21 protein-coding genes are annotated in these 23,464 nt (G+C 37.2%); 17 read left to right on the top strand and 4 right to left on the bottom strand.

Going from position 1 to position 23,464, the window contains the following annotated elements; all coding sequences use genetic code 11:
• Window positions 1–4 precede the first annotated feature (4 nt).
• The 7 genes from E1I69_RS18645 (at window position 5) to E1I69_RS18615 (ending at window position 7,215) form a co-directional block, all read left to right on the top strand.
• On the top strand, window positions 5–712 hold the full coding sequence (locus E1I69_RS18645; RefSeq protein WP_431731892.1) for a helix-turn-helix transcriptional regulator: 708 nt from the start codon (window positions 5–7) through the stop codon (window positions 710–712).
• A gap of 54 nt (window positions 713–766) precedes the next feature.
• Window positions 767–1,144 (top strand): RidA family protein, encoded by a 378-nt coding sequence (locus E1I69_RS18640; protein WP_136381067.1) that lies wholly within the window; start codon window positions 767–769, stop codon window positions 1,142–1,144.
• Window positions 1,145–1,161: 17 nt separating this feature from the next.
• Window positions 1,162–2,277, top strand: coding sequence for a threonine synthase (locus tag E1I69_RS18635; protein ID WP_136381066.1), 1,116 nt, complete (start codon window positions 1,162–1,164; stop codon window positions 2,275–2,277).
• A gap of 42 nt (window positions 2,278–2,319) precedes the next feature.
• The gene (locus E1I69_RS18630) at window positions 2,320–3,423 is read left to right on the top strand and encodes a D-TA family PLP-dependent enzyme (protein ID WP_136381065.1); all 1,104 of its coding nucleotides are present in this window, start codon (window positions 2,320–2,322) and stop codon (window positions 3,421–3,423) included.
• Window positions 3,424–3,664: 241 nt separating this feature from the next.
• Window positions 3,665–5,095, top strand: a complete 1,431-nt coding sequence (locus E1I69_RS18625; RefSeq protein ID WP_136381064.1) for an aldehyde dehydrogenase family protein — start codon at window positions 3,665–3,667, stop codon at window positions 5,093–5,095.
• A 128-nt stretch (window positions 5,096–5,223) separates the two neighbouring features.
• A complete protein-coding gene (locus E1I69_RS18620) occupies window positions 5,224–6,126 on the top strand; it encodes an AEC family transporter (protein ID WP_136381063.1) in 903 nt (300 codons plus the stop codon).
• 81 nt (window positions 6,127–6,207) lie between these two features.
• The gene (locus E1I69_RS18615) at window positions 6,208–7,215 is read left to right on the top strand and encodes a LacI family DNA-binding transcriptional regulator (protein ID WP_136381062.1); all 1,008 of its coding nucleotides are present in this window, start codon (window positions 6,208–6,210) and stop codon (window positions 7,213–7,215) included.
• A gap of 45 nt (window positions 7,216–7,260) precedes the next feature.
• On the opposite strand, the gene E1I69_RS18610 is transcribed toward E1I69_RS18615, so the two are convergent.
• Window positions 7,261–7,809: a shikimate kinase gene (locus E1I69_RS18610; protein WP_136381061.1), complete on the bottom strand. Its 549-nt coding sequence runs from the start codon at window positions 7,807–7,809 to the stop codon at window positions 7,261–7,263.
• Window positions 7,810–8,249: 440 nt separating this feature from the next.
• Between E1I69_RS18610 and E1I69_RS18605 the strand changes: the two genes are divergently transcribed.
• The 7 genes from E1I69_RS18605 (at window position 8,250) to aroQ (ending at window position 16,186) form a co-directional block, all read left to right on the top strand.
• Window positions 8,250–9,674, top strand: a complete 1,425-nt coding sequence (locus E1I69_RS18605) for an aldehyde dehydrogenase family protein (RefSeq protein WP_136381060.1) — start codon at window positions 8,250–8,252, stop codon at window positions 9,672–9,674.
• Window positions 9,675–9,713: 39 nt separating this feature from the next.
• The gene (locus E1I69_RS18600) at window positions 9,714–10,706 is read left to right on the top strand and encodes a zinc-dependent alcohol dehydrogenase (protein ID WP_136381059.1); all 993 of its coding nucleotides are present in this window, start codon (window positions 9,714–9,716) and stop codon (window positions 10,704–10,706) included.
• Between the two features lie 3 nt (window positions 10,707–10,709).
• Window positions 10,710–12,473: a thiamine pyrophosphate-binding protein gene (locus E1I69_RS18595; RefSeq protein WP_136381058.1), complete on the top strand. Its 1,764-nt coding sequence runs from the start codon at window positions 10,710–10,712 to the stop codon at window positions 12,471–12,473.
• An 80-nt stretch (window positions 12,474–12,553) separates the two neighbouring features.
• On the top strand, window positions 12,554–13,759 hold the full coding sequence (locus E1I69_RS18590; protein WP_136381057.1) for a CaiB/BaiF CoA transferase family protein: 1,206 nt from the start codon (window positions 12,554–12,556) through the stop codon (window positions 13,757–13,759).
• The gene (locus E1I69_RS18585) at window positions 13,760–14,707 is read left to right on the top strand and encodes a hydroxymethylglutaryl-CoA lyase (RefSeq protein ID WP_136381056.1); all 948 of its coding nucleotides are present in this window, start codon (window positions 13,760–13,762) and stop codon (window positions 14,705–14,707) included.
• Window positions 14,708–14,824: 117 nt separating this feature from the next.
• Window positions 14,825–15,646, top strand: a complete 822-nt coding sequence (locus E1I69_RS18580; RefSeq protein WP_136381055.1) for a sugar phosphate isomerase/epimerase family protein — start codon at window positions 14,825–14,827, stop codon at window positions 15,644–15,646.
• A gap of 96 nt (window positions 15,647–15,742) precedes the next feature.
• Window positions 15,743–16,186: a type II 3-dehydroquinate dehydratase gene (gene aroQ / locus E1I69_RS18575; RefSeq protein WP_136381054.1), complete on the top strand. Its 444-nt coding sequence runs from the start codon at window positions 15,743–15,745 to the stop codon at window positions 16,184–16,186.
• A 133-nt stretch (window positions 16,187–16,319) separates the two neighbouring features.
• Here aroQ and E1I69_RS18570 read toward each other — a convergent pair whose 3' ends face one another.
• From E1I69_RS18570 to E1I69_RS18560, 3 genes are all read right to left on the bottom strand, one after another.
• A complete protein-coding gene (locus E1I69_RS18570) occupies window positions 16,320–17,822 on the bottom strand; it encodes a tripartite tricarboxylate transporter permease (protein WP_136381053.1) in 1,503 nt (500 codons plus the stop codon).
• A 12-nt stretch (window positions 17,823–17,834) separates the two neighbouring features.
• Entirely contained in the window at window positions 17,835–18,314 is a 480-nt protein-coding gene (locus E1I69_RS18565) for a tripartite tricarboxylate transporter TctB family protein (RefSeq protein WP_161974940.1), read from the bottom strand.
• Window positions 18,315–18,547: 233 nt separating this feature from the next.
• Window positions 18,548–19,612, bottom strand: a complete 1,065-nt coding sequence (locus E1I69_RS18560) for a tripartite tricarboxylate transporter substrate binding protein (protein WP_136381051.1) — start codon at window positions 19,610–19,612, stop codon at window positions 18,548–18,550.
• Window positions 19,613–20,149: 537 nt separating this feature from the next.
• Here E1I69_RS18560 and E1I69_RS18555 point away from each other — a divergent pair.
• From E1I69_RS18555 to E1I69_RS18545, 3 genes are all read left to right on the top strand, one after another.
• Entirely contained in the window at window positions 20,150–21,496 is a 1,347-nt protein-coding gene (locus E1I69_RS18555; RefSeq protein WP_136381050.1) for a hypothetical protein, read from the top strand.
• Between the two features lie 237 nt (window positions 21,497–21,733).
• Window positions 21,734–22,498: an IclR family transcriptional regulator gene (locus E1I69_RS18550; RefSeq protein WP_136381049.1), complete on the top strand. Its 765-nt coding sequence runs from the start codon at window positions 21,734–21,736 to the stop codon at window positions 22,496–22,498.
• Between the two features lie 34 nt (window positions 22,499–22,532).
• A complete protein-coding gene (locus E1I69_RS18545; RefSeq protein ID WP_136381048.1) occupies window positions 22,533–23,441 on the top strand; it encodes a LysR family transcriptional regulator in 909 nt (302 codons plus the stop codon).
• The last annotated feature ends 23 nt before the right edge of the window (window positions 23,442–23,464 follow it).

Genomic DNA, 23,464 nt, shown 5'->3' with positions numbered 1-23,464 from the left:
AGATGTGTATAAGAGACAGATTTTAATTAACTCGACGATGGAAAGGAATTTTTTAATGAATTCAATACATGAACAGTACATTCCAGTAGCAGAGGTGATCGCTAAAACATTTGGGCACGATTGCGAAGTTGTTTTGCATGATTTAACTGTTCCTCAAAGCTCTGTTGTATACACTGTCAACAATCATGTAACCGGAAGGCAAGTGGGCCAAAGCTTTAACCATCTCATTACAGATGTGTTGCTCTCTCAAAACTTTACAAACGATTATTCAGCAAATTACTATTTTCATACTGAGGATGGCAGATTAATAAAATCTTCTACCTTGTTAATTAGAAATCCTGACAAAAAAGTAATTGGCGCACTATGTATAAATATTGATACGACTCGAATTACAGAAAGTATCAATTGGCTAAGCAGCTTGCTTCCTCAAAATCCTGACTTGCCACCAAATCAACATTACCAGCGTGACCAAACGAATGAAACGGAGCATATACAGGAGATTGCCCATGATTTAATCGACAAAATCATTGGTAATAAGCCGGTAGAAAAGCTCAGACGCGATGAAAAAGTAGAGATGGTTCGGTTTATGGAGCAAAAAGGAATCTTTTTAATCCGTGGAACGATCGACAGAGTTGCGGAGAAATTAAATATCTCCAAAGTCACAGTTTACAGCTATATCGAGGAAATTAAAGAAAAGAATAATAAAGGATAAGTTACATACATGTCCATTTATTGTATAAAAATTCTAGCTCAAGGAGGCATTCGTATGAAATATATTTCAATTAAGGGTGCAAAGCCAAATCCGGGTCATTATTCCGCTGCAGCACAAAAAGGAAACTTCCTCTTCATTTCAGGACAACTTCCGGTTGATCCTTTTACTGGTGAAGGAACGAGTGGTGATATTACTGCCGAAACAAAACAGGTGTTGTCAAATTTAGAACATGTACTAGAGGCAGCAGGTGCAAAAAAAGAGGATATCATGAAGGTCACCATTTATATTTCCGATATTTCATTATGGGATACTGTCAATTCTATTTATAAACAGTACTTTGGTGAGCATAAGCCTGCACGGGCTGTAGTTCCTACTAATCAATTACACTATGGATATTCAATTGAACTTGAGGCAGTTGCCTATATTGATTAAGAAAAGGAAGAGTGAAGATGAACTATATTTGTGTGGAATGTCATACAACATATCCGTTGGAAAGTAATAAATGGAAATGTGAATGTGGGGGTCTACTAAACCTCGAATATGAGAAAAAGGCCGTTGATTTTACGGAAACAGCCACTTCTCGAAATCATTCTCTTTGGAAATATGTCGATGCACTCCCCTTTGAAAAGGACGATGTATGGCAGGAGATTACGCTTGGAGAAGGAGATACTCCAATTATTAAAATAGCTGAAAATGTCTACGCAAAGGCTGACTATTATATGCCTACGCTATCTTTCAAAGATCGTGGCGCTGTTCTTCTCATTGCCATGGCTAAAAAGTTGGGTATTAAGAGAGTCGTTGCAGATAGTAGTGGTAATGCTGGAACTGCGATTACTGCGATTGCGGCTTATGGAGCAAGGGCTGGAATCCAATGTGATATCTTTGTTCCTGCATCGACCTCGAGCAAAAAAATAGCACAGATCGAAGCGCATGGCGCGGCCATTCATAAGGTTCCGGGAACGAGAGAAGATACAGCAAGTGCAGCGATTGCCATGGTGAAAAGCACAGAATCATTTTATGCAAGTCATATATATAACCCGATTTTCTGGGAAGGTACGAAAACGTATGTATATGAAGTGTTCGAGCAAATGAATAACAATATGCCTGACGCGTTCATTGTTCCGGTAGGGAATGGAACCTTGTTAATGGGAGCGTATATTGCTTTTCAAGAGTTAGTGGCAAATGGGCAAATTGAGAAAATGCCTAGAATCCTTGCCGTCCAAGCAGAAGCCTGTGCTCCAATAATGAAAGCCTTTGCGGGAGGTCAGGATACGGTTGAGCCTATTGAACATACAGGAACCTTGGCCGAGGGCATTGCCATTGCTGCACCGGCAAGGGGAACAGAAATTTTACAAGCGATACGAGCAACAGAAGGAGATATAATCGGTGTGTCCGAGGAAAGTATCATAGAAGCCAGAAAGCAGCTTGCATTAAAAGGAATTTATGTAGAAATCACTTCCGCTGCTAATTACGCTGGATACTTACAATATATGGAGAAATACCCCGAATTAAAAGATCAACAAATCGTTTTTCCTTTATGTGGGGCAGGTCTTAAAAGTAACTAGACTTTTAAATTGAGAGAATCGATTTTTTAAGGAGAGATAATGATGAAAAAGAATCAATTAGATACGCCATCTTTACTTATAGACCGTGAAATCATGATGGATAACATTGAAAGAATGCAATCCTACGCTAACAAATATGGTGTCACCCTTCGTCCACACACAAAGACGCATAAAATGCCTGCTCTTGCAAAATTACAAGTAGATGCAGGTGCCAAAGGCATTACCGTTGCAAAGGTTGGCGAAGCAGAAGTCATGGCTGAAAATGGATTAAACGATATTTTTATTGCGAATGAAATCGTCGGTGAAGTTAAATTAAATCGCATCAAGAAGCTCGCAGAGACCATCGATATTTCCTTTGGCGTGGACAGTATTGAACAATGTGAAACGATAGAAAAGGTGTTCAGTGACAGTCAAAAGCAAGCGCAGGTTCTGATTGAGATTGAAGTGGGGGAAAACCGCTCTGGAGTGATTGAAGAAAGCGATTATATACGTATAGTAGAATATATTAAAAATTGCTCCCATGTGAATTTAAAAGGAATCTTTTCGCATGATGGCCACACATATAAAGCAAAAGACCTAGAAGAATGTCGCGAACTTTACAACGCAGCGCAAAAACGCACCCTTCATTTTGCCCATCTTGCGCAGGAATTAGGCTGCCCATTGGAAACAGTCAGCATTGGTTCTACACCACCGCTCATGCATGATTTTGGAGTCATGGAGGGAGTAACCGAACTTCGTATCGGAACGTATATCCTCATGGATGTCTCACAAGGAAATGCAATTGGTACATATGATAGATGTGCAGCGAGTGTCCTAACAACAGTTATCAGTAAACCAACAAGTGAACGAGTCATTACCGACGTTGGGGCAAAAGGAATTACCATGCAGTCTCGTAGTCAAGGAATTTGTGCAACTACTGGTTTAGGCTATATCAAAAACTACGGTGTACATATTGACCAAGTGTATGATGAACATGCGATTATCTATAATGAAGAATTCAGAAATCAAGTTACAGTTGGTGAAAAGCTTGAAATCATCCCAAATCATATTTGCCCAGTCTGCAACCTCTATGATCACGCCTATCTAGTTTCTGGTGATGAGGTAGTAGAAGAAGTTCCAATCTTGTGTAGAGGGAAATTGCAGTAGTGAAGGTATATAAAAGAACATATTCTATTGAAGACACTCTTTAAAATAGGGGTGTCTTTTTTCATGCTAATTCTAATTTTCCTATGAAGAATAAATAATACAATTTGTTGAAGATTATTAAAAGTATTGAAAAAATTCGAAAAATGATTTAAAATCGCAATTGAAGGTTCCAATATATGAAACCGAGTTCCATTTTAATTAGAATTTTCATTCATTACTACAAAATTAGGAGGTTATACTATTGTCGGTTAATGTTACTAAGGAAAAGGCTCTTACAGAGGAGCAGCAGAAAGAACTTGATTCCGCATTAGAAAAGGCTAGAAATGCATTAGCGATTATTGAAACATATGATCAGGAAAAGGTGGATCGCTTATGTCAGGCGGTTGCGTGGGCAGTATCAAACAAAAAAACATTTACTCGTTTAACCGAGATGGGTATTGAGGAAAGTAAGCTTGGTGACTATGAAAGTCGTATGAATAAACGGTTTAAAATTAGAGGGATATTACGAGATGCTTTACGCCAGAAGAGTGTGGGTATTATTGAAGAAATTCCGGAAAAAGGAATTGTTAAATATGCAAAACCTGTTGGAGTTATTGCTTCGATCGTTCCAACAACAAACCCAGATTTAACACCTGCAGGTTCCGCTATTTACGCAATAAAGGCAAGGGATGTCGTTATTTTCTCTCCACATCCACGTGCCAAAAATACTTCTTTTGAAACAGTTCAGTTAATGCGTGATGCCCTAGAGAGAGAAGGCGCACCTGCAGACATTCTACAGTGTTTAACAAATGTCAATATCCCAATGACGAAAGCACTAATGGAACGCGCTGATCTTGTACTTGCAACAGGCGGTAAAGATATGGTAAAAAGTGCATATAGTTCTGGAACACCTGCCTATGGTGTCGGTGCAGGTAACTCCACCATGATCATTGATGAAACAGCTGATATTGAAGAAGCTGCCCGCAACTCTATGTTAAGTAAGACGTCGGATTTTGGATCGGGTTGTTCCGCCGATGGAAATTTAATCATTAGTGATCAGATTTTTGATCAGTTTCTTGACCAACTCGTTAAAGAGGGTGGTTATATTGCGGATGAAGAAGAAAAAGAAAAACTTCGTAATGTAATGTGGGATAATGAAGGTAAGCGTCTGCCAACGACTGTTGCGATCTCACCTCAAGAGTTAGCGGAAATTGCTGGTTTTACCATTCCAACTGACCGAAAGTTTATCATCGTTCATGGAGATGGAATTGGTAAAGAATACCCGTTTTCGGGTGAAAAGTTAACGACATTAATGGCAGTCTATAAATATGAAGGTGAATTTGAAAACGCTCTCGATATGATGCGTGCTATTTATGAAGTAGGTGGTAAAGGTCATTCTTGTGGCATTTATTCTTTCAACGATGAGCATATTCACCGTCTAGCTCTTGCTGCACCAGTTAGTAGAATCATGGTACGTCAACCACAGTCCAAGGCAAATGCTGGTGCGTTTGATAATGGTATGCCTATGACATCTAGCCTTGGCTGCGGTACCTGGGGAGGCAATATTGTCTCTGAAAATGTTAATCTTAAACATTATATGAATACGACATGGGTTTCTCGAAAAATCCCTCTAGATCGCCCTTCGGACGAGGAATTATTCGGAGATTTTTATGATGCAGATTTAGAAAATTAAAAGTTCTCACAGCAGCATAAAGATGTTAGGGGATGACTAAAAGCATGAACATTTACAAAACCGGGTAAGATATTTTCCCCGGTTTGTTTTTCTTTACTAATCAAGTCATATTGAAGGAGACTGTTGAAATGGATTTAATTTTAATTGTATTACCTGCATTTCTTATCTTTGGTGCAGGTTTTATTGGACAAAAGATGCTGCATTTAAATGTTAAATCGATTTCAACAATGGCTCTTTATTTAATGACTCCATTTTTAACGTTTGAAACATTTTATTCGAATAAACTTAATATCGATTATTTCTATATGTTTTCTTTTTCTGTTTTGCTAATTATCATTCTCCTAGGGGTAACATTGTTTACTGGATGGCTCATGAAAATGGATAAAGCTCATATGTCGGCCATGCTATTAGGAACTCTTTTTCCTAACAGTGGAAATTATGGTGCTCCTGTTGTATTATTTGCTTATGGGACACAAGCTTTTAACTATGCTGTTATCCTTATGGTCATTCATGGACTTTTAATTAATTCAATTGGGATTTTTATTGCATCCTATGGTGGTCAAAAATCTGCTACTATAAAAAATGCTGTAACGAGTGTTGTTAAAATGCCAAATCTTTACGGTGTGATTCTTGGTGTAAGCTTTCAACTTCTCCATCTGAAACTTCCGTCAACAATTGTTGATAGTGTTAGTTTAGTTGGTTCTGCAGCGATACCAACAATCATGCTCATTCTTGGTATGCAATTAGCTGAGATTAAACCGCAAAAGCTTGAATATAGGTATTTCGGCACTGTAACACTGACACGTATGGTAGCGTCACCGCTTATTGCTACAATTCTAGTAATCTTCATGCCTGTAAGCGATACCATAAAAAATGTTTTTATTTTATTAGCTGCCATGCCGGTTGCAGCCAATGTAACAATGTTAGCTGTTCAATTCGATGCAAAACCAAATTTAGTTTCGTTAACTACGTTAATAACGACAATCATAAGTCTACTTACAATTCCATTAACACTCTTTTTTTTAGGATAATATAGTCAGGTATAAGCTAAATAATGGGTTGGGGTATAAATAGCTATTAAGCCAATATAAATGTAAGCTGGTGAATGAAATTTGAAACCAAAAAAACGTGTAACCTTATTAGATGTTGCAAAACACGCAGGTGTATCACGGGCTACCGCATCGCTTATTGTCCGTGGAAGTCCAGACATTACTGAAAAGACTCGAAATAAGGTATTAAAATCCATGCAAGAACTCGGGTATGTTTATGACCGTGTTGCCGCAAATATGCGATCCAATAAGACCTCAACTGTTGGATTAATTATTACCGATATTGCTAATCCATTTTATTCCGAGTTGCTTAGGGGGGTACACAATTCATTAGACGAGGCTGGATATAGTGTATTTTTGGGTACTACTTTTGATTTAGATGCAAAACAACAGAAACTTCTTTCTACAATGCTTGAACATAGGGTAGGTGGACTGATCCTTTGTCCTGTCTCCGATAGCTCAAATGAAACCATTGAGCGGATTAAACAATTAGATATACCACTAGTTCTTTCGGTAAGGGAACTTGAGAACGTGGATGCTGACTATGTAGGAATCGATTACGAGGTTGGGGCACAGATGGCGGTCAATCACTTGATTCAGAAAGGGCATCAAAGGATTGCTTTCTTGGGTGGATTTTCTGGTTCAACTGCGTGGAAGAAAAGAAAACAAGGGTATTGCAATGCGTTGACCCAAGCTGGAATCGAACTAGATAATTCCCTCATCATTGAAAGTGAAGTCTCACGAGATGGAGGAAAAGATGCAGTTCGAAAAGCGCTTCTTCATCAGGACCCACCTACAGCTGCTATTTGTTTTAATGACTTTGTTGCACATGGTGTTATCTTAGGATTGAACGATGCTGGGCTAAATCCTGGGAAGGATATGGCGGTCGTGGGATTTGACAATGTTCCTGAAGCTGCCCTGTATAATCCGCCATTAACAACCGTGTCTTCATATGCGCGTCTTATAGGTTCCCAAGCAGCAAGCCTTTTACATCAACGAATCTTAAATCCGGATCGCGAGCAACAACGAATTATTTTACATCCGGAACTTGTCGTTAGAAGTTCTTCTTAAAAAAAGGTAGAAGGTTGGACCTAATGGGTCTGCCCTTCTACCGCTTTAATCATATAATTCCCAAGCTAATTTTAATGACTCAATAATATAATCTGCAATTTCTTCAACATCATGGTTGTCTGTATTTAATTTGGAATGGTGTAATGAATATATATCTTGTCTTTCACTAAATAGTTCTTCAATTTGCTCTAAAGAACGTCCTTGTAAAACTGGGCGGCTATCTATCAAGATGTTTATTCTTTCCTTCCAAGACTTCCAAGAAGCATCTAAATGAAATACAATACAGTTCTTTAAGCAAATGTCTCTAGTTTCCTTTTGTAAAAAGGCACCCCCACCTAGAGAAATAATCTTCAACTTTTGGGTGCAATAATGTGAAATAACTTCTTTTTCTTTTTCTCGGAAAGCTTTTTCTCCGATTAATTTGAAAATTTGTGATGTGGGCATATTGTATTCTTTTTCAATCACTTGATCAATATCTATAAAACTTCGAAAAAGTTTTTTTGCAACAAGTTGACCAACAGTTGTTTTTCCAACACCCATAAAGCCGATGAAGACGATACTTTTTTCTTTTAATGAAATATGATTATTAATCATTTGAAGCACTTCCTATTGTTGGTTTCATATAATGATTGCATATTAATAAATACTACCATATCTTGTTTACTTTTCAAAAGGAAATATCTATAAACTTTAGTTATTTTTCGAAAATTCATAAAAATGTATTGATGTCATTTGGATTGTATTGTAACATGTGATTATGGGTTTCTAATTAACATTTTTTTCTATGGTGTATGAAAGAAAAGAGGTGGGAAACTTTCATATTCAGGTCAGTTTTTAGTAAAATTAGATCCATCTAATTAATGTGATACGAAGATCCATCTTAAACTAGTATATCAATTTTCCGAAGATGTTAATAAAGTATGGACAAAAAATGGTATGTTTTATTTTGGTAACGATTACAAGTTTAAAAATTTATGTTATTTTATTAGATCGATCTAATTAATTTGTAAACTTTGAAGGTAGGTGAAATTGTTATGCAAGCCCAGCCTTATATAAATGGCCAATGGTTCTTTGCAGACAGAGAACTTGTAGACGTGAAAAGTCCTTATTCTGGAGAGGTAATCGGTCAACAAATATTGTCGACATCAGATGACGTAGAAAAAGCTCTAGCTTCAGCATATAAAGCTAAAAAAGATGTTGCAAAACTGACATCCTTGGAAAGAGCGAAAATATTAAAAAAGGCAGCGGCTCTTTTAGAAGTGCATAAGGAGAAGTTCGCTAAGCTTATCTCCCTTGAATTGGGGAAACCATTAAAAAATACAAGAGATGAAGTATCTCGATCAATTGAAACATTAGAACGATCGGGGGAAGAAGCCAAACGATTAACGGGTGAAACGATGTCAGGTGATTCTTCTGAGCGAGGGGAAAACGCTTTGGCGATTACATTCCGCGTACCGGTTGGTGTAGTGGCAGCCATAACTCCTTTTAATGCACCACTAAATCTTGTTTGTCATAAGATTGGTCCAGCATTTGCTGCCGGAAATAGTGTTGTTTTCAAGCCGGCGCCACAAACAGCACTTATTGCTACAGAATTCTTAAAGTTATTACTTGAGGCGGGTATACCTGAAAATGCTGTAAATATGGTGCTCGGTGGGGTTGATGTTGGACAGCAAATCGTAAAGGACGATCGGGTTAATGCTATTTCTTTTACTGGTGGAATTGTTGCCAGCAAAAACATAAGTAAACTTGCAGGAATCAAAAAGGTCCTGTTTGAATTAGGCGGGAATGCAGCAACTATCGTTTATGAGGATGCAGATATTGCAAAAGCAGCAAAAATGTGTGCTGCATCAGGATTTAGTAATTCCGGTCAAAGCTGTATCTCTGTACAGCGTATTTATGTTCACCAATCAGTGGTTGAACCGTTTGTCGACCTTTTAAGAGAAGAAGTGTCGAAGTTAAAAGTTGGCGACCCCTTGTTGCCAGATACAGATGTAGGGACATTAGTGGATGAACATGCGGCCAAAAGAATTATTGATTGGCTCGACGAAGCCGTTAGCCTTGGAGCTACATTATTATGTGGAGGGGAAAGAATCGGTGCCACAGTAACACCTGCTGTATTAGTAAACCCGCCAAAAGAAAGTAAAGTTATTTGCCAAGAAGTGTTCGGGCCTATTGTAAGTGTCATTCCTTTTGAAAAGATTGAAGAAGCGGTCGATTGGACCAATGATTCTTCCTTCGGCCTACAAGCTGGTCTTTTCACAAACAAAATGGATATCATTTATCAGGTAGCACGTGCGTTGGAGGTCGGCGGGGTCGTTATAAATGGAACATCTAACTTTCGATTGGACCATTGGCCATACGGCGGTGTGAAAAATAGTGGAATCGGTAGGGAAGGTCCACGATTTGCAATTGAGGATATGACTGAGACAAAAATGATCGTCCTCAGAGTCCCTGAATAGTACATAAATCTTTTACAAAAAGGCTAGAAGGTGAAGAAGATGTTGGGGCTGTTAATAAATAAACCAGGAGAACTAGAATTAAAGGAAATTCCTTCAACCACAATTTTGCAAGACAATGAGGTGAAAATTAGATTAATCTACGGCGGGATTTGTGGATCAGACCTAAGTGTTTTTAAAGGACGATTGGCACATGCCACCTATCCGATTTGTCCCGGACATGAATTGATTGGTACCATCTTCGAAGTTGGGCGTAATTCGACTTTTGAAATTGGTCAAAGAGTTGTTGTCATGCCGAATTCTTATTGTGATGAATGTGAAAATTGTCGAAATGGTAGAAGAAATATTTGTATAAACAAAAAATCATTAGGTGTGAATATAGATGGAGGTTTCTCAGAAGAATTTATCATATCTGAAAAATATGTAATGCGTATTCCAGATGAACTTCCGAATGAAAAGGCAGTGCTGATTGAACCATTTGCTGTTATTGTTCACGCATTGGAAAAAGTGTCGATTACAAAAGATACAACGGTAGCCATTATTGGTTGTGGAACAGAAGGTTTGCTTGCTATAACGTTGGCCAATCATTTAGGTGCAACCATTACTGGCGTCGACATTAAACATGAAAAGCTTGAAAAGATAAAAGGTATTTTTCCGAACATCGAAACGGCATTACCGGAAGGTGTAAAAGGTAAAGTATTTGATGTTGTCATTGAAACAGCGGGTGCTAGATCGTCTTTTGAACAGGGAGTTGAAATAGTTAAGCCTGGTGGTGCAATGGTTTTAGTAGGAATTACACCAGAAGCGACAATTCCTGTTGTTCAGGTAGTAAGAAAAGAAATTACGCTATATGGTTCAATTATTTACAACATACCTAATGACTTTCAGAAAAGTATTGATTATTTAAAGAAAGAGAGTTTCAAAGTTGATCAGATTGTTTCAAAAATCTATCATTTTACGGATTACGCAAAAGCGTATGAGGATGCTACTTCAGGTAATTATGGAAAAATCTTATTGAATTTCAGGGAGGTATAAAGGATGGGAAAACTAATTTCAAATTTATTGGTAAAGTATTTGGAAGATCGCGGTGTTGAACATATTTTCGGACTTTGTGGGCATACAAATATTGCATTTCTTTCAGAATTAGAAAAAAGTAGCACGATAAAATTTGTAAATGTCCGCCATGAACAAATTGCGGCTCATGCGGCAGATGGCTATGCCCGTGCGAAAAAACAAACAGCAGTGCTGTTAACTCATGTTGGTCCTGGAATGACGAATGCAGCTACAGGTGTTGCAAACGCAGCTTTGGATTGCATACCGATGGTGGTAATTGCTGGTGATATTCCAAGACATTACTATGGCAAACACCCTCATCAAGAAGTAAACCTTCATGCGGATGCAACACAATATGAAATTTATCGTCCGTTTGTAAAAAGGGCATGGAGAGTAGACAGCGCCCATCTGTTCCCGGAAATTTTAGAAAAGGCGTTCCAATTAGCTGAAAGTGGAACACCAGGTCCAGTTCTTATTTCGGTTCCTATGGACATTTTTTCAACTGAAATAGAAGAAGATTGGTTTGAAAGACAAAAACATCATACAAAATCGCTGCAAAAGCCGTCAATTGACGATGCAACAGCTGAAAAAATTATTTATACATTGCTTGATGCAAAAAGTCCTGTCGTATATGCAGGTGGTGGTGTCATCTTAGCAGACGCTGCAGAGGAACTTACGGAGTTCGTTAATCATTTTGATTTACCAGTTGCACATTCCTTAATGGGTAAAGGGGCAGTAGCAGATGACAATCCACTTGTTTTAGGTATGACAGGCTTTTGGGGAACAGAATTTATTAATAGGAAGACGCGTGAAGCGGATTATATTTTTGGTCTAGGTACGCGCTTTGCTGAAGCAGACTCCAGCTCATGGGAAAATGAATATACTTTTGATTTTCCTAAAACAAAATTGATACAAATCGATATTGAAGCGAGTGAAATTGGCCGTAACTATCCAGTTGAAATAGGAGTAGTAGCAGATTTAAAACAAGCACTTACTGTTCTGAATCGTGTTGCGAAGAGGATTGCTCCAAGTGGGCGTCAAAATGAAGCATTAAAACAAGAAATTACAATTAATAAAAAGGCGTTTAAAGATAGCAACAAAAAATTTGAAGAGGATAATTGTTTCCCGATGCAGCCACAGCGCATTTTGGCAGAAGTGCGTGAGGTGTTGCCGCATGATGCGTTTATTACTACGGATGTGGGCTGGAACAAAAATGGTGTTGGTCAGCAATTCGATATTTACACACCTGGTACAATCTTTACTCCAGGTGGATTCGCAACAATGGGATTCGGTGCACCAGCTGCACTTGGAGTAAAAGTCGCACATCCTGATCGTGTTGTTGTATCACTTGTTGGGGATGGCGGGTTCGGTCAAAACCCTGCTCTCCTTGCAACGGCAGCTGAAGAAAATATACCTGTTATTTGGGTTATTATGAATAACTTTGCCTTTGGTACAATTGCTGGTTTGCAAAAAGCCCATTACGATACTACGCTTGGAACATTATTCGTGAAAGATGGAGATCCATACTCACCAGACTTCGCAGGGATTGCACGTGCATTTGGTATCGAAGGCATAAAAATTGAAAAAGCAGAAGAATTTAAGCCTGCACTTGAGAAGGCCATTGCCTCCAATAAACCAGTCGTAATCGATGTGGCAATGCTAAACAATCCTGTTCCAACAGCGGGCCACTGGAACATTATGGACATTTATTCACCAGATCGAAAAATTCACCATGTTTCTACAAACTAATAATCTATGAATCTAAAGAACAAGTCCTATTCTCTATTTATGTAAAAATAGGACTTGTTTTTTACGGAAGGTGATTACACATGACACAGCCGAACCACGGACCATTGACAGGTGTGAAAATACTAGATATTTCAACGATGATTGCTGCACCTTTTGGAGCAACATTGCTTGCGGATTTAGGTGCTGATGTAACGAAGGTTGAGTTGCCAGGAAGAGGGGATACATTACGCAATGTCGGACCTTGGAAAGGTACTGAGCCTTTACGATGGCCCGGTCTGGCACGAAATAAAAAATCTCTTACCCTAGATATCCGCACAGAGGAAGGAAAAGAAATATTTACTAAATTGATTGAACGGGTAGACGTGCTGATTGAAAATTTTCGTCCGGGAACATTAGAAAAATGGGGTTTAGGGTATGAAGAATTAAAAAAATCGAACCCGAAATTAATCATGATGAGATTATCGGGGTATGGGCAAACAGGTCCGTACAAAGACAAGGCCGGATTTGGTACACCTAGTACAGCATTTAGTGGTCACACCGCCATACAAGGGTTTAAGGACCGTCCACCTGTCAGCCCATCTTATTCTTTATTAGATTATATAACCGGCATATTCGTTGCTTTTTCTACGGTAAGTGCTTTATTCCATCTCGTGAAAAATAACGAGGTTGAAGGTCAAGTTGTGGAAATGGGTCTCTATGAGTCGATGTTCCGGATGCTAGAGTTTTTAATTGCTGAGTATGATAAAAATGAAGTCATCCGAGAAAGGAGTCCAGGGCTAGCGAATCATTCAAGCCCAGCTGGTACGTATGAAACGATCGACGGCAAATTTGTCGTATTAGTATGTAGTACTGATTCCACATTTGATCGTTTAGCTAAGGCAATGGGTAGAGAGGATATGTTAAAAGACCCGCGTTTTTACACGAATAAGCAACGTTTGAAAAATGATACAGACGTACAAGTCATCGTAACTGAGTGGATAAAGAGCTTTACTCAAAAGCAGTTACTTGAAAAAGCAGATACATTTGGTGTTCCGATTAGCCCTATTTATACGATAGAAGACATTTTCAATGATCCACATTATCAAGCCCGGGAAAATATAGTAGAAGTGGAGCATCCTCGACTAGGTAAAATCAAAATTCCAGGAGTTGTTCCGAAATTCTCTAAAACACCAGGAGCGATTCGCCATCGTGCACCAGAACTAGGTGAACATAATGATGTTATTTTAGAAGAATTAGGATTTTCGACAGAAAAAATAAATGATCTGAGAGAGAAAGGAGTTATTTAAATGCCAGAATTACGATTGCCTTCAAAGGTAGTGATATGTGAAGTGGCGCCGCGTGATGGATTTCAAGCTGAGCCTAAGTGGATTCCAACTGATCAGAAGCTCCATATCATCAGGGAACTCGCAAAAATTGGTATTCAATCGATGGAAATCACATCGTTTGTTCACCCTAAAGCGATACCAAATTTAAAAGATGCGAGTGAAGTAGTAAGAAATTCACAAGAGTTAACTGGTATCAAGTTTCGTGCCCTAGTTCCAAATGTAAAGGGAGCAGAAAGGGCGATTGAGGCAGGTATTACTAAATTGAAATTAATGTTGTCTGCAACAGATTCACATAGTATTTCGAATGCAAACAGTACTACCGAGGAAGCTCTTAATAAATTGGAACCGATCATTGAATTTGCAGAAAAAAAAGGGGTTGGTGTGGGCGGTTCAATTTCCGTTGCTTTTGGATGTCCTTATGAAGGAAAAGTGCCAATCAGTCGGATTGCATACGTATTGGATCGATACAGCCAGATGGGAATTAATGAAGTATCATTAGCGGATACAACGGGGATGGCTAATCCTCGACAGGTTTACAAGATGCTAGGTGAATTGAAACAGAGGTTTCCGAAAATGACATTTTCGATGCACTTGCACAATACCCGTGGAATGGCGATAGCAAATGCATTTGCAGCTTTGCAGCAAGGTGTTATTCATTTTGATAGTTCGATTGCTGGATTGGGAGGGTGTCCGTATGCGCCAGGTGCATCAGGGAATATTGCAACCGAAGATCTCGTGCATTCATTCCATGAAATGAATATAGATACTGGAATAGATTTAGATTTAGCCATTAATGTTGCAAAAGAAGTGAAGCAAATGCTTGGTCATGATGGTGGAAGCTATATGCTCCAAGCAGGTCCGAATTCAAATCTGCATATCACACCAGAATCCCAGAAAAAGTTAGGTTAATCGGTAGAACATTATTTAGATTCACTTGAGGCTGAATCGAGTAGTAAGCATCAAGAAAAAATGAAAGCGATTACCCATCAGAGAAACCCCCAAATAATAAGAGGAGGTTTATAAAAAATGGCAAACCAATTTTCTTTAGCGCATTTAACAGTTTTAGATTCACCGCCACCCGAAATGGTCTATTTAGCAGCACGAGCTGGTTACGATTTTGTTAGTTTACGCCCCATCTATATGGGGTTACCTGGCGAGCCTAATTATGAGTTAGCTAAGAATAAAAAAATGATGCATGAAACAAAACAGGCCCTTGCTGATACGGGGTTAAAGCTTCTTGACATTGAATTAGCTCGTATTTACGATGGAGTTGATCCAAATCACTATTTACCAGCTATGGAAGTTGCTGCTGAACTAGGTGGTAGACATATTCTCAGCAGCATTTGGACAGATGATCGAAATTATGCGATTGAACGTTTTGCCGAGATTTGTGATCTCGCAAAACCTTTCGGTCTGACGGTAGAATTAGAGTTTGTACCAATAGCAAGTGTAAATAATCTTGCTGGAACACTTGATATTCTTCATACTGCTAATCGGGAAAATGCTGGTTTAATGATCGATATCCATCATTTTCATCGCTCGAGGGACAGGGTTGAGGACTTGGACTCGGTGCCAAGAGAATGGTTTCGATATCTCCATCTATGTGATGCACCGGCAGTTATTCCGGACTCTATGGAAGAAATGACTCGTGTTCTTCGTGAGGAGAGGTCATATGTAGGTGAAGGTGGCATTGATATTGCAAGTATCATTAATAGAATTCCAGAGATTCCATATTCGATTGAATTACCCAATCTGAAAAGATCAAGAGAACTTGGAAATGAAGAATTTGCCCGTCGCTGTCTGCAATCTGCAAAGGAATATCTCAATAATTATTCTCATACGAGTTAACCTAATTTTGAAACACAGAATTCATTTAGCTGAAAATTCTAAATTAAGTTATACTTAAAAGGGTTATAATAAACTTAATGGTAAGGGGAAGAGAGAATGAAGAAAATATTGATGCTACATGGAATTAATCATAACATGTTTGGTAAAAGAGATCCTGTTCAATATGGTACTGTAACTTTAGAGGTAATTGATGCAGGACTTAAAGAACTAGCAAAAGAGCTTGGTGTCGAGATTGAAAGCTTTCAGACCAATCATGAAGGAGAAATGTGCGAAAGAATTCATAGGGCATATTCTGAAAAGAAGGATGCTGTGCTTATAAATGCAGGTGCTTGGACACATTATAGTTATGGATTGAGAGATGCTCTAGCAATTCTTGAAGTACCAATCATTGAGATTCATATGTCTAATATTCATGCAAGAGAAGAGTTCAGACATAAATCTGTTTTTGCGGAAATTGCAAATGGTCAAATTTGTGGGTTTGGAGTCGACAGCTACTATCTTGGTTTACGTGCGGCTGTATCTCTAATTAAAGAAAAATGATTTAAACATAAGGGTTTTATTTTAAATAGCGTTGAATAAAAAGATTAAAGTCGATAAAACCATTTTCAATAAATATTTACCAACCAAAAAGGAGTGGCACAAATCTATTGAATTTGTGCCACTCCTTTTTAGATTATGCAGCAGTTCCCCTGGAAAATTTCACCTTTAGAGAATGGTACACTTTTGTTTGTGAAAATAATGTGAAAATGACAATGAGAGATAATACTAAACTAATCGGATGGGTAAATAAACTAATAAGGAAGTTAAATACATTTCCTTCCTCGGAAATTAGAGCTCTTCGTAAGTGGTTATCCATCATCGGTCCAAGAATAATACCCAAAACTAATGGACCTGCAGGAAAGTTAAAGATTCGCATGAAATATCCAATTATACCGAAAGCAATCATCCAATAAACATCGGAAACACTGTTCTGGATTCCATAAGAACCAATAACAGTAAAAAATGTAACAATAGGTAATAGTATATATTTTGGTACTGATATGATACGTGCAAAAAGTCGAATTCCAGATAGACCCCAAACCCCTACAAAAACAAGGGAAATTGCACTTGTACTAACAATGATCCAAAATATATCTGGTGTATTTATTAAAAGCATAGGTCCTGGGTTCATACCATGAATTAAAAGCCCACCAATTAAAACAGCTGTTACCGCATCTCCAGGGATCCCTAATGTCAGCATCGGAATCAATGCACCACCAACACAAGACATAACTGCAGTTTCAGGAGCAATTAATCCTTCATATGCTCCTTTTCCAAATGGTCTTGTAGGATTTTTAGTTGTACGCTTTGCATGGTCATAGGCTAATAGTGATGCAATTTCCCCACCAGCTCCAGGCAATGCACCTACTACCACTCCAATCACTGCGGTTCGAAGGGTTAATGGTAAGTATTTTAATATTGTTACTAATGGTGGTATGACATTTTTAATGATTACATCAGCCTTACTCCTACCTAAGTTATGAAGTTGGACTAATACCTCAGCTAAACCAAATAAACCAAGTAAACAGGCAATATAGTTAATTCCACCCATCAATTGTAAATTACCAAACGTAAAACGCCCTACACCTGACATTGGATCAATACCTACTAAACCAATAAATATTCCAATGCCAGCAACAAATATGGCTTTTGGTAGATAATCTGATGCTAAACTACCCACTAATAGAATCCCTAATAACATAATTAAGAAATAATCTCTTGGGGCAAATCCGAGTGCAAGATTTGTTAAAAGTGGAGATGCAATAATTAAAACAATAAGACCTATTAGACCTCCTATTATAGAGACAATAGTAGAAATACCAATTGCTCTTCCCGCTTCTCCTCTTTTGGTGAGCGGATAACCATCAAATGTTTGGACAAAGGATGAGGCAGTTCCAGGAATATTTAATAAAATCGCGGTTCTTGATCCCCCATATACTCCTCCAAAAAATACGGAAATCATGACAACAATCGCTGCCGTCGAATCCCATGTAAACGTTAAAGATACTAAAAGAGTAACTGCCATTGTCACTGATAAGCCGGGCAAAGCCCCTATAATAAAGCCAAACAACGTTCCAAAAACCACTAGTAACAATAGCTTGATATCTAATAATGGGATTAATAATGCTTCTAACATGTCAATCACTCCTTACGACGGAAAAACAATCTTGAAAACGAAACTGAAAAGGAAATAAAAAACTACGGATATAACAATTGAATTTATCAAACTTATAACAATGCGTTTACGCTCTAACATAAACATAGCTACAATTAAATAAATAAAAGATAGAATCATAAAGTTAAGGTAATTCATCAGATAAGCAAATAATAAAACTACAACTACAAACAAAACTAAACGAATAATTAGTTGTTTTCTTGTTATTTTTTCAACCTCTACTAAGGTTTTTCCGTCGTCATCAATTTCTACTGCATCAGAAGGGTCAGAAGCTGATACTCCTTTTTTAGCAATAAGGAAAGAACAAATGATCATCAAGACTGCTGTTACACCTGGTAGAAAAACTGCGGAAGTTGGATCAGTGATCTTATGTCCCTCCACAGTGAAACATAAAGCGAAGAAACCAAAGGCTAAAAGAATAAGAAATGGTGGAATTATTCGATTCATTGTCATTTTCATTCAACTCTTTCAATATATAAATTTCTTATAGATTTCCTTTAGTCATCATGCAATAACCATATTGATGGTTACAATTTTTAGGAAAAATAGAATATTATGCCTCTGTTTGTAATAACAACCCCAAACCTCTGCTTTAATATCAAATATAAGAAGGGAAATGGATGAAAACGGCAGAGGCTATATTCTGATCATCAACTTTTATTCATTCTATCTATCTAATAAAAGGTTTAATGCATTTTTTCGATATTGAATTCTTCTGGACTTGTTTTTGTTACTCCAGCATCATGTAATAACCACGCTGTTTTAGATTGCCACTCTTTCCAGAATTTAACCGCATCATCACCAGAAAGACCAAGGGAAACGCCATTTGTACGTTTAACGAAGTCTTGGAAATCTTTTTCTTGTTGAGCTTTACCAAATGCATCAATTAATTCTTGCTTGATATTATCTGGAGTATCATTTTTAACCCATGCACCGTAAAAAGGACCCCATGGTAAAAATTTATCCATTTCAGGAATATCATCTGTAATTGGTACAACAGATCCTAAGCCTTCCACTTCAAGTGGTTCATTGTGGATAAGAGCTAAGATTTTAATTTCCCCCGCTTTAGCGCTTTCAAGTGCAGCTGTTAATCCTACTGCAGAGGCATCAAGATGTTTTCCTAAAACAGCAGTTACCAATGGACCGTCACCATCATATGGTACGAGGTTAAATTCAGCACCTGTCACTTCGGATAACATGGTAGAAACAACGAATGGTTGTCCTCCTGGTCCAGTAGAACCCATTTGGATTTTTCCAGGGTTAGCCTTAGCATCATCGATTAGATCCGCTGGTGTTTGATACTTAGAATCCTTTGGAACAATCAAAGCGGACATTGCACCTGAGAAAATATTGATTGGATATAAATCTTCAAAACCTTTGTGAGAAATATCTAATACTCCGTATAATGCAGGATTTTCTGCAGCAAATAAAATAGTTCTTCCGTCTGACTTTTGGTCAAGTACATATTGTAAAGCAATCGCACCTGTAGCACCTGGTTTGTTCGTTACTACGATTGATTGACCTAATTCTTTTTCAACCAGAGGGGCAATAGCACGTGAAACTGTGTCAGCAGCTCCACCTGCAGCCCATTGAACAACACCAGTAACTGTGCCGCCAATTCCATTAGAAGTTTCCTCTTGTTTTTGTGGTTCCTTTTCTGCTCCACTATTGCCGGATCCTACATTAGAGCACGCCGCAAGCATAACCATGACTAAAACGGCTAGAAGTGAAAAAAGTGCACGTAATTTCATTATCAATTACCCCCTATTAATTTACACAAATCATTTGTTCTTTAAATGCCTTTTCCGTCCGCTATTACGACATAACTAAAAGATCAAATCATAATCACTTCCGGTGTATCATTATCACCTCCTTTTTTAGATCGATCTAGTGAACATTAAAGCAAATTTATTAGTATGTAGCAGACAAAACACTTATTATGTAGACCTACTTTACTATTTAAATAGCGGGAAATTGGGATATAGACGTATATACCAAATTATGTTATTTTAAAAATCAATTACTCCTACTAATTCAATCTATTAAAAATTATGTTGTAAACGTTGACATAAGTTTATAACATTTAGACTTTTTTTACAATACTGAATCATTGATTTTTTAGACCTTAAAATACTATGAATACTATATCCAAGAGGTGGATCACATGAGTAAAGGGAAAAAAAGAAGAGTTATATAACAACATGATACTAATTTTTCTGTAGTATTAATCCAGGGGGCCTGATAGAAACTTGTTTTTTGAATACTCCTATGAAAGGAAGGTAGCATCCATGCGCGTTTTTGCTTATTCACTATTAATTTTTTTTTACATCCTATCTCGTTTTATCGAACATCCACTACTTTCCTTTTCAATGGGAATTTGTGCAACCATTGCGTTAATCATTTCTTTATTTTACGCGAGGGGTTTGTATTTAAAATCTGGCCTTATATTTACTATAATTGGCTTTTTTTTATTTTTCCAAAGTCAATTGGAGTGGGAAGAGCTTTTCCTTAACTTTGAGGCTATGTTAGGCATGCTGTCATTATTTCTATTTCTGCCGTTTATTAATTCTCTTATTCGAGTTGGTCGCTATGATCAAAGTTTAAGTTTATTTTTGCAACAAGGAATCACCCATTTAAGTAAGCTATACACGCGAAGTTTTCTTGTAACGCATTTACTTGGACTATTTTTAAATATTGCAACAATCCCTTTATTAAGTAATTCTTTAAATAATTCAATGAAGCAATTACCTAAAAAGACCATAGATAAATTTAAAGCTCAGAGTTTATTACGAAGTTATGCTTTATGTCTTTCATGGAGCCCTATGGAAGTTATGGTTAGTATTTCATTGGATATTACACGGGCAAATTATATCCATATATTACCTCTAATGCTTATAATCGTTTTAATCGCAACCACTGTTGATTTAACCTTTGCGCATTTTAAATATAAACAAGAGTTAAATATAAATACGGTTGTCAAGGAGATTTCTCCACAAAAGTTCCGTAAAAATGTTACTGAAATGCTTATCTTACTTGTTATCTTTATTATTGGGGTTAATTTACTACAACTTATATTAAATAAAGGTTATTTATTTTCTATTATTCTTTTAATTTTACCTATTTCAATAGTCTGGGCGTTTGTTATTCGCAGACCTAAACGATATTTAAAAATGACTGTGCCCCACTGGATTGAAAGAACAAATAATTTATCTAATTACTTTTTTATGTTTTTAACAGCAGGATTTTTTGTAGGCATGCTTTCAGCTGCAGGGCATCTGGAATTCTTGCAAACGATATTTAGTGCCAACACTGAAAATACTTTACTTTTTTTCTTAATGATTGGCGTTTACTTCTTAATTACAGCCTTAATAGGATTTCATCCATTAGTTTCAATTACTCTTATTGCAGAATTATTAGCTCCAATCATACCTTCAATACCTAGTATTTCATTAACACTTGTATTTATTTCTTGTAGTTTAGCAACAATTATCTACAGTCCATACAACGTATCATTATCGATTTTGGCCGATATCATTAAAGTAAATCCATACAAAGTAGGATTAATGAATATCCCATATGCGTTATTCTATATGTTGTTAACGATAGGTGTGGCATACTTGATTACCTTGCTTTAAAATATTGGAGGAAAACAAATTGTTTTTCTTCTCCCCCGTTTTTTGTACTATTTAGGTACGATGTAGTAAAAGCTGGCTACAGGGTGAAAATACATATAATTTATCATATAAATTATTGTAAATACTTATTAAAAAGTCACTTGGTATATTAATTTTATAATTCTTAAACTGCATAGAAGATAGAGAGAATAGGTAGAATTAATGCTAGAAAATATTATTTAGAGGCGATGATTATTGATGAACTCAGCAGAACAAGAAAAGGGAATTCGTTCATTGCAAAGAGCTATAGATATCTTAAATTGTTTTACAATAGAGGAAAATGAACTTTCACTTACCGAAATATCGAAAAAAATTAATCTGGCAAAATCAACAGTTATCCGATTACTATATACATTAGAGTTGAATAACTTTGTTGAGAGAGACCCTTCAACATTTAAGTATAAACTAGGAAAGCAGTTGTATTTTATTGGTAACCTTGCTGGACGATCGATTGAAATTCGCTCAGTTGCAAAAGCAACGATGGAAAAACTTCGCGATCAAACAAGAGAAACGGTTAACCTGTATGTGTTGGAAAATGATAGTAGAATATGCATTCAGCAGTTTGAAAGCTTACAGTCTGTTAGACATGCTGTAAGAATTGGTGAAAAACTTCCACTCACATTAGGGGCAACTGGAAAAGTCTTACTAGCATATCAAGCTAATGATTATATTGAAAACATATATAATCGCGAGAGTCCGAAAAGAAGCAAAGAAGATTTAAAAGAAGAACTCCAACAAATTGTAGACGAACGCTTTGCAAAGAGTATAGATGAACGAGAAGTGGGGTCATCAGCAATTGCTACCCCAATATTTGATGTCAATGGCAATGTAATTGCCGCATTATCAATTTCAGGACCAACTGTAAGATTTAAGGAAGAAGCTATTTCCAAATTAAAAAAACAACTAATCGATGGTGGAATTGAGATTTCTGCCAATCTTGGATTTATGAAGACGAAAGGTTAAACTTACTTACCGGCTGTCGAGAGGGGGATTCAAGGTGGATTTTCAACAACTTACTAATTTTCTGGTTTTATCAAAAGTACAAAATATAACAAAGGCTGCAAAAATACTATCACTCACCCAATCAGCGTTAAGTAAGTCTATTGCCCGATTGGAACAAGATATTGGGGTCACGTTGTTTGAACGAAACTCACGAGGAGTGAGCCTAAATACTTATGGCAACATTTTTCTTGAACATGCAAATCGAGCGGTACAAGAAATGACTGATGCCCAGGAAAAGATACATAGTATAGTTGATTCCACTTCAGGGATCATTTCATTTGGTTTTATCCCTTCATTACGTCCGAGTTTTGTTCCTAATTTAATTCGACATTATTTACAAGAATCACCTGGTGTAAGGTTTCAATTATCTCAAGGGGTTACTGGGGAAATTATCCGCAAATTAGAAACAACCGAAGTGGATCTTGTCTTTTGCTCACCTCAAGACAAGGTTGAAAATATAAGTGCAATTTCAATTATTAACGAAGAGCTTTTTTTGGTAGTTCCGAAAAATCATTCGTTATCCAATAGGAATTTTGTTGACTTATCTGAGGTAGCCAACGATCCATTCGTACACTATCATAAAGACTTGCCGTTACGTCATGTCATTGATAAATTTTGTCAAGATGCTGGGTTTTTTCCAAAGGTGGAGATCGAAGGTTCTGAGGATGAAATCATTTGTGGCCTTGTTGCTGCAAACTGTGGAGTTGCGCTTATCCCGTATACACCTAGCATTGATATGACGAAAGTTTCTCTGCTTCGTGTTCGAAAACCACAGTGTAGCAGAGTAATAGTAATGGCATGGCGAACTAATAGCTATATGTCACCGGTAGTTGAACAATTCAAGAATTTCGTTATTAAAAACATATCTCATTTCAATAATAAAAAATCCATTTACTTTCAATAGAGCAAGACAATTAATTAACATGA

Source organism: Bacillus timonensis (assembly GCF_004799755.1).
In the GTDB taxonomy this organism is placed as follows: Bacteria; Bacillota; Bacilli; order Bacillales; family Bacillaceae_L; genus Ferdinandcohnia; species Ferdinandcohnia timonensis_A.
Note: the sequence above shows the minus strand (reverse complement) of the source record. Positions and strands in the feature narration are given on the sequence as shown.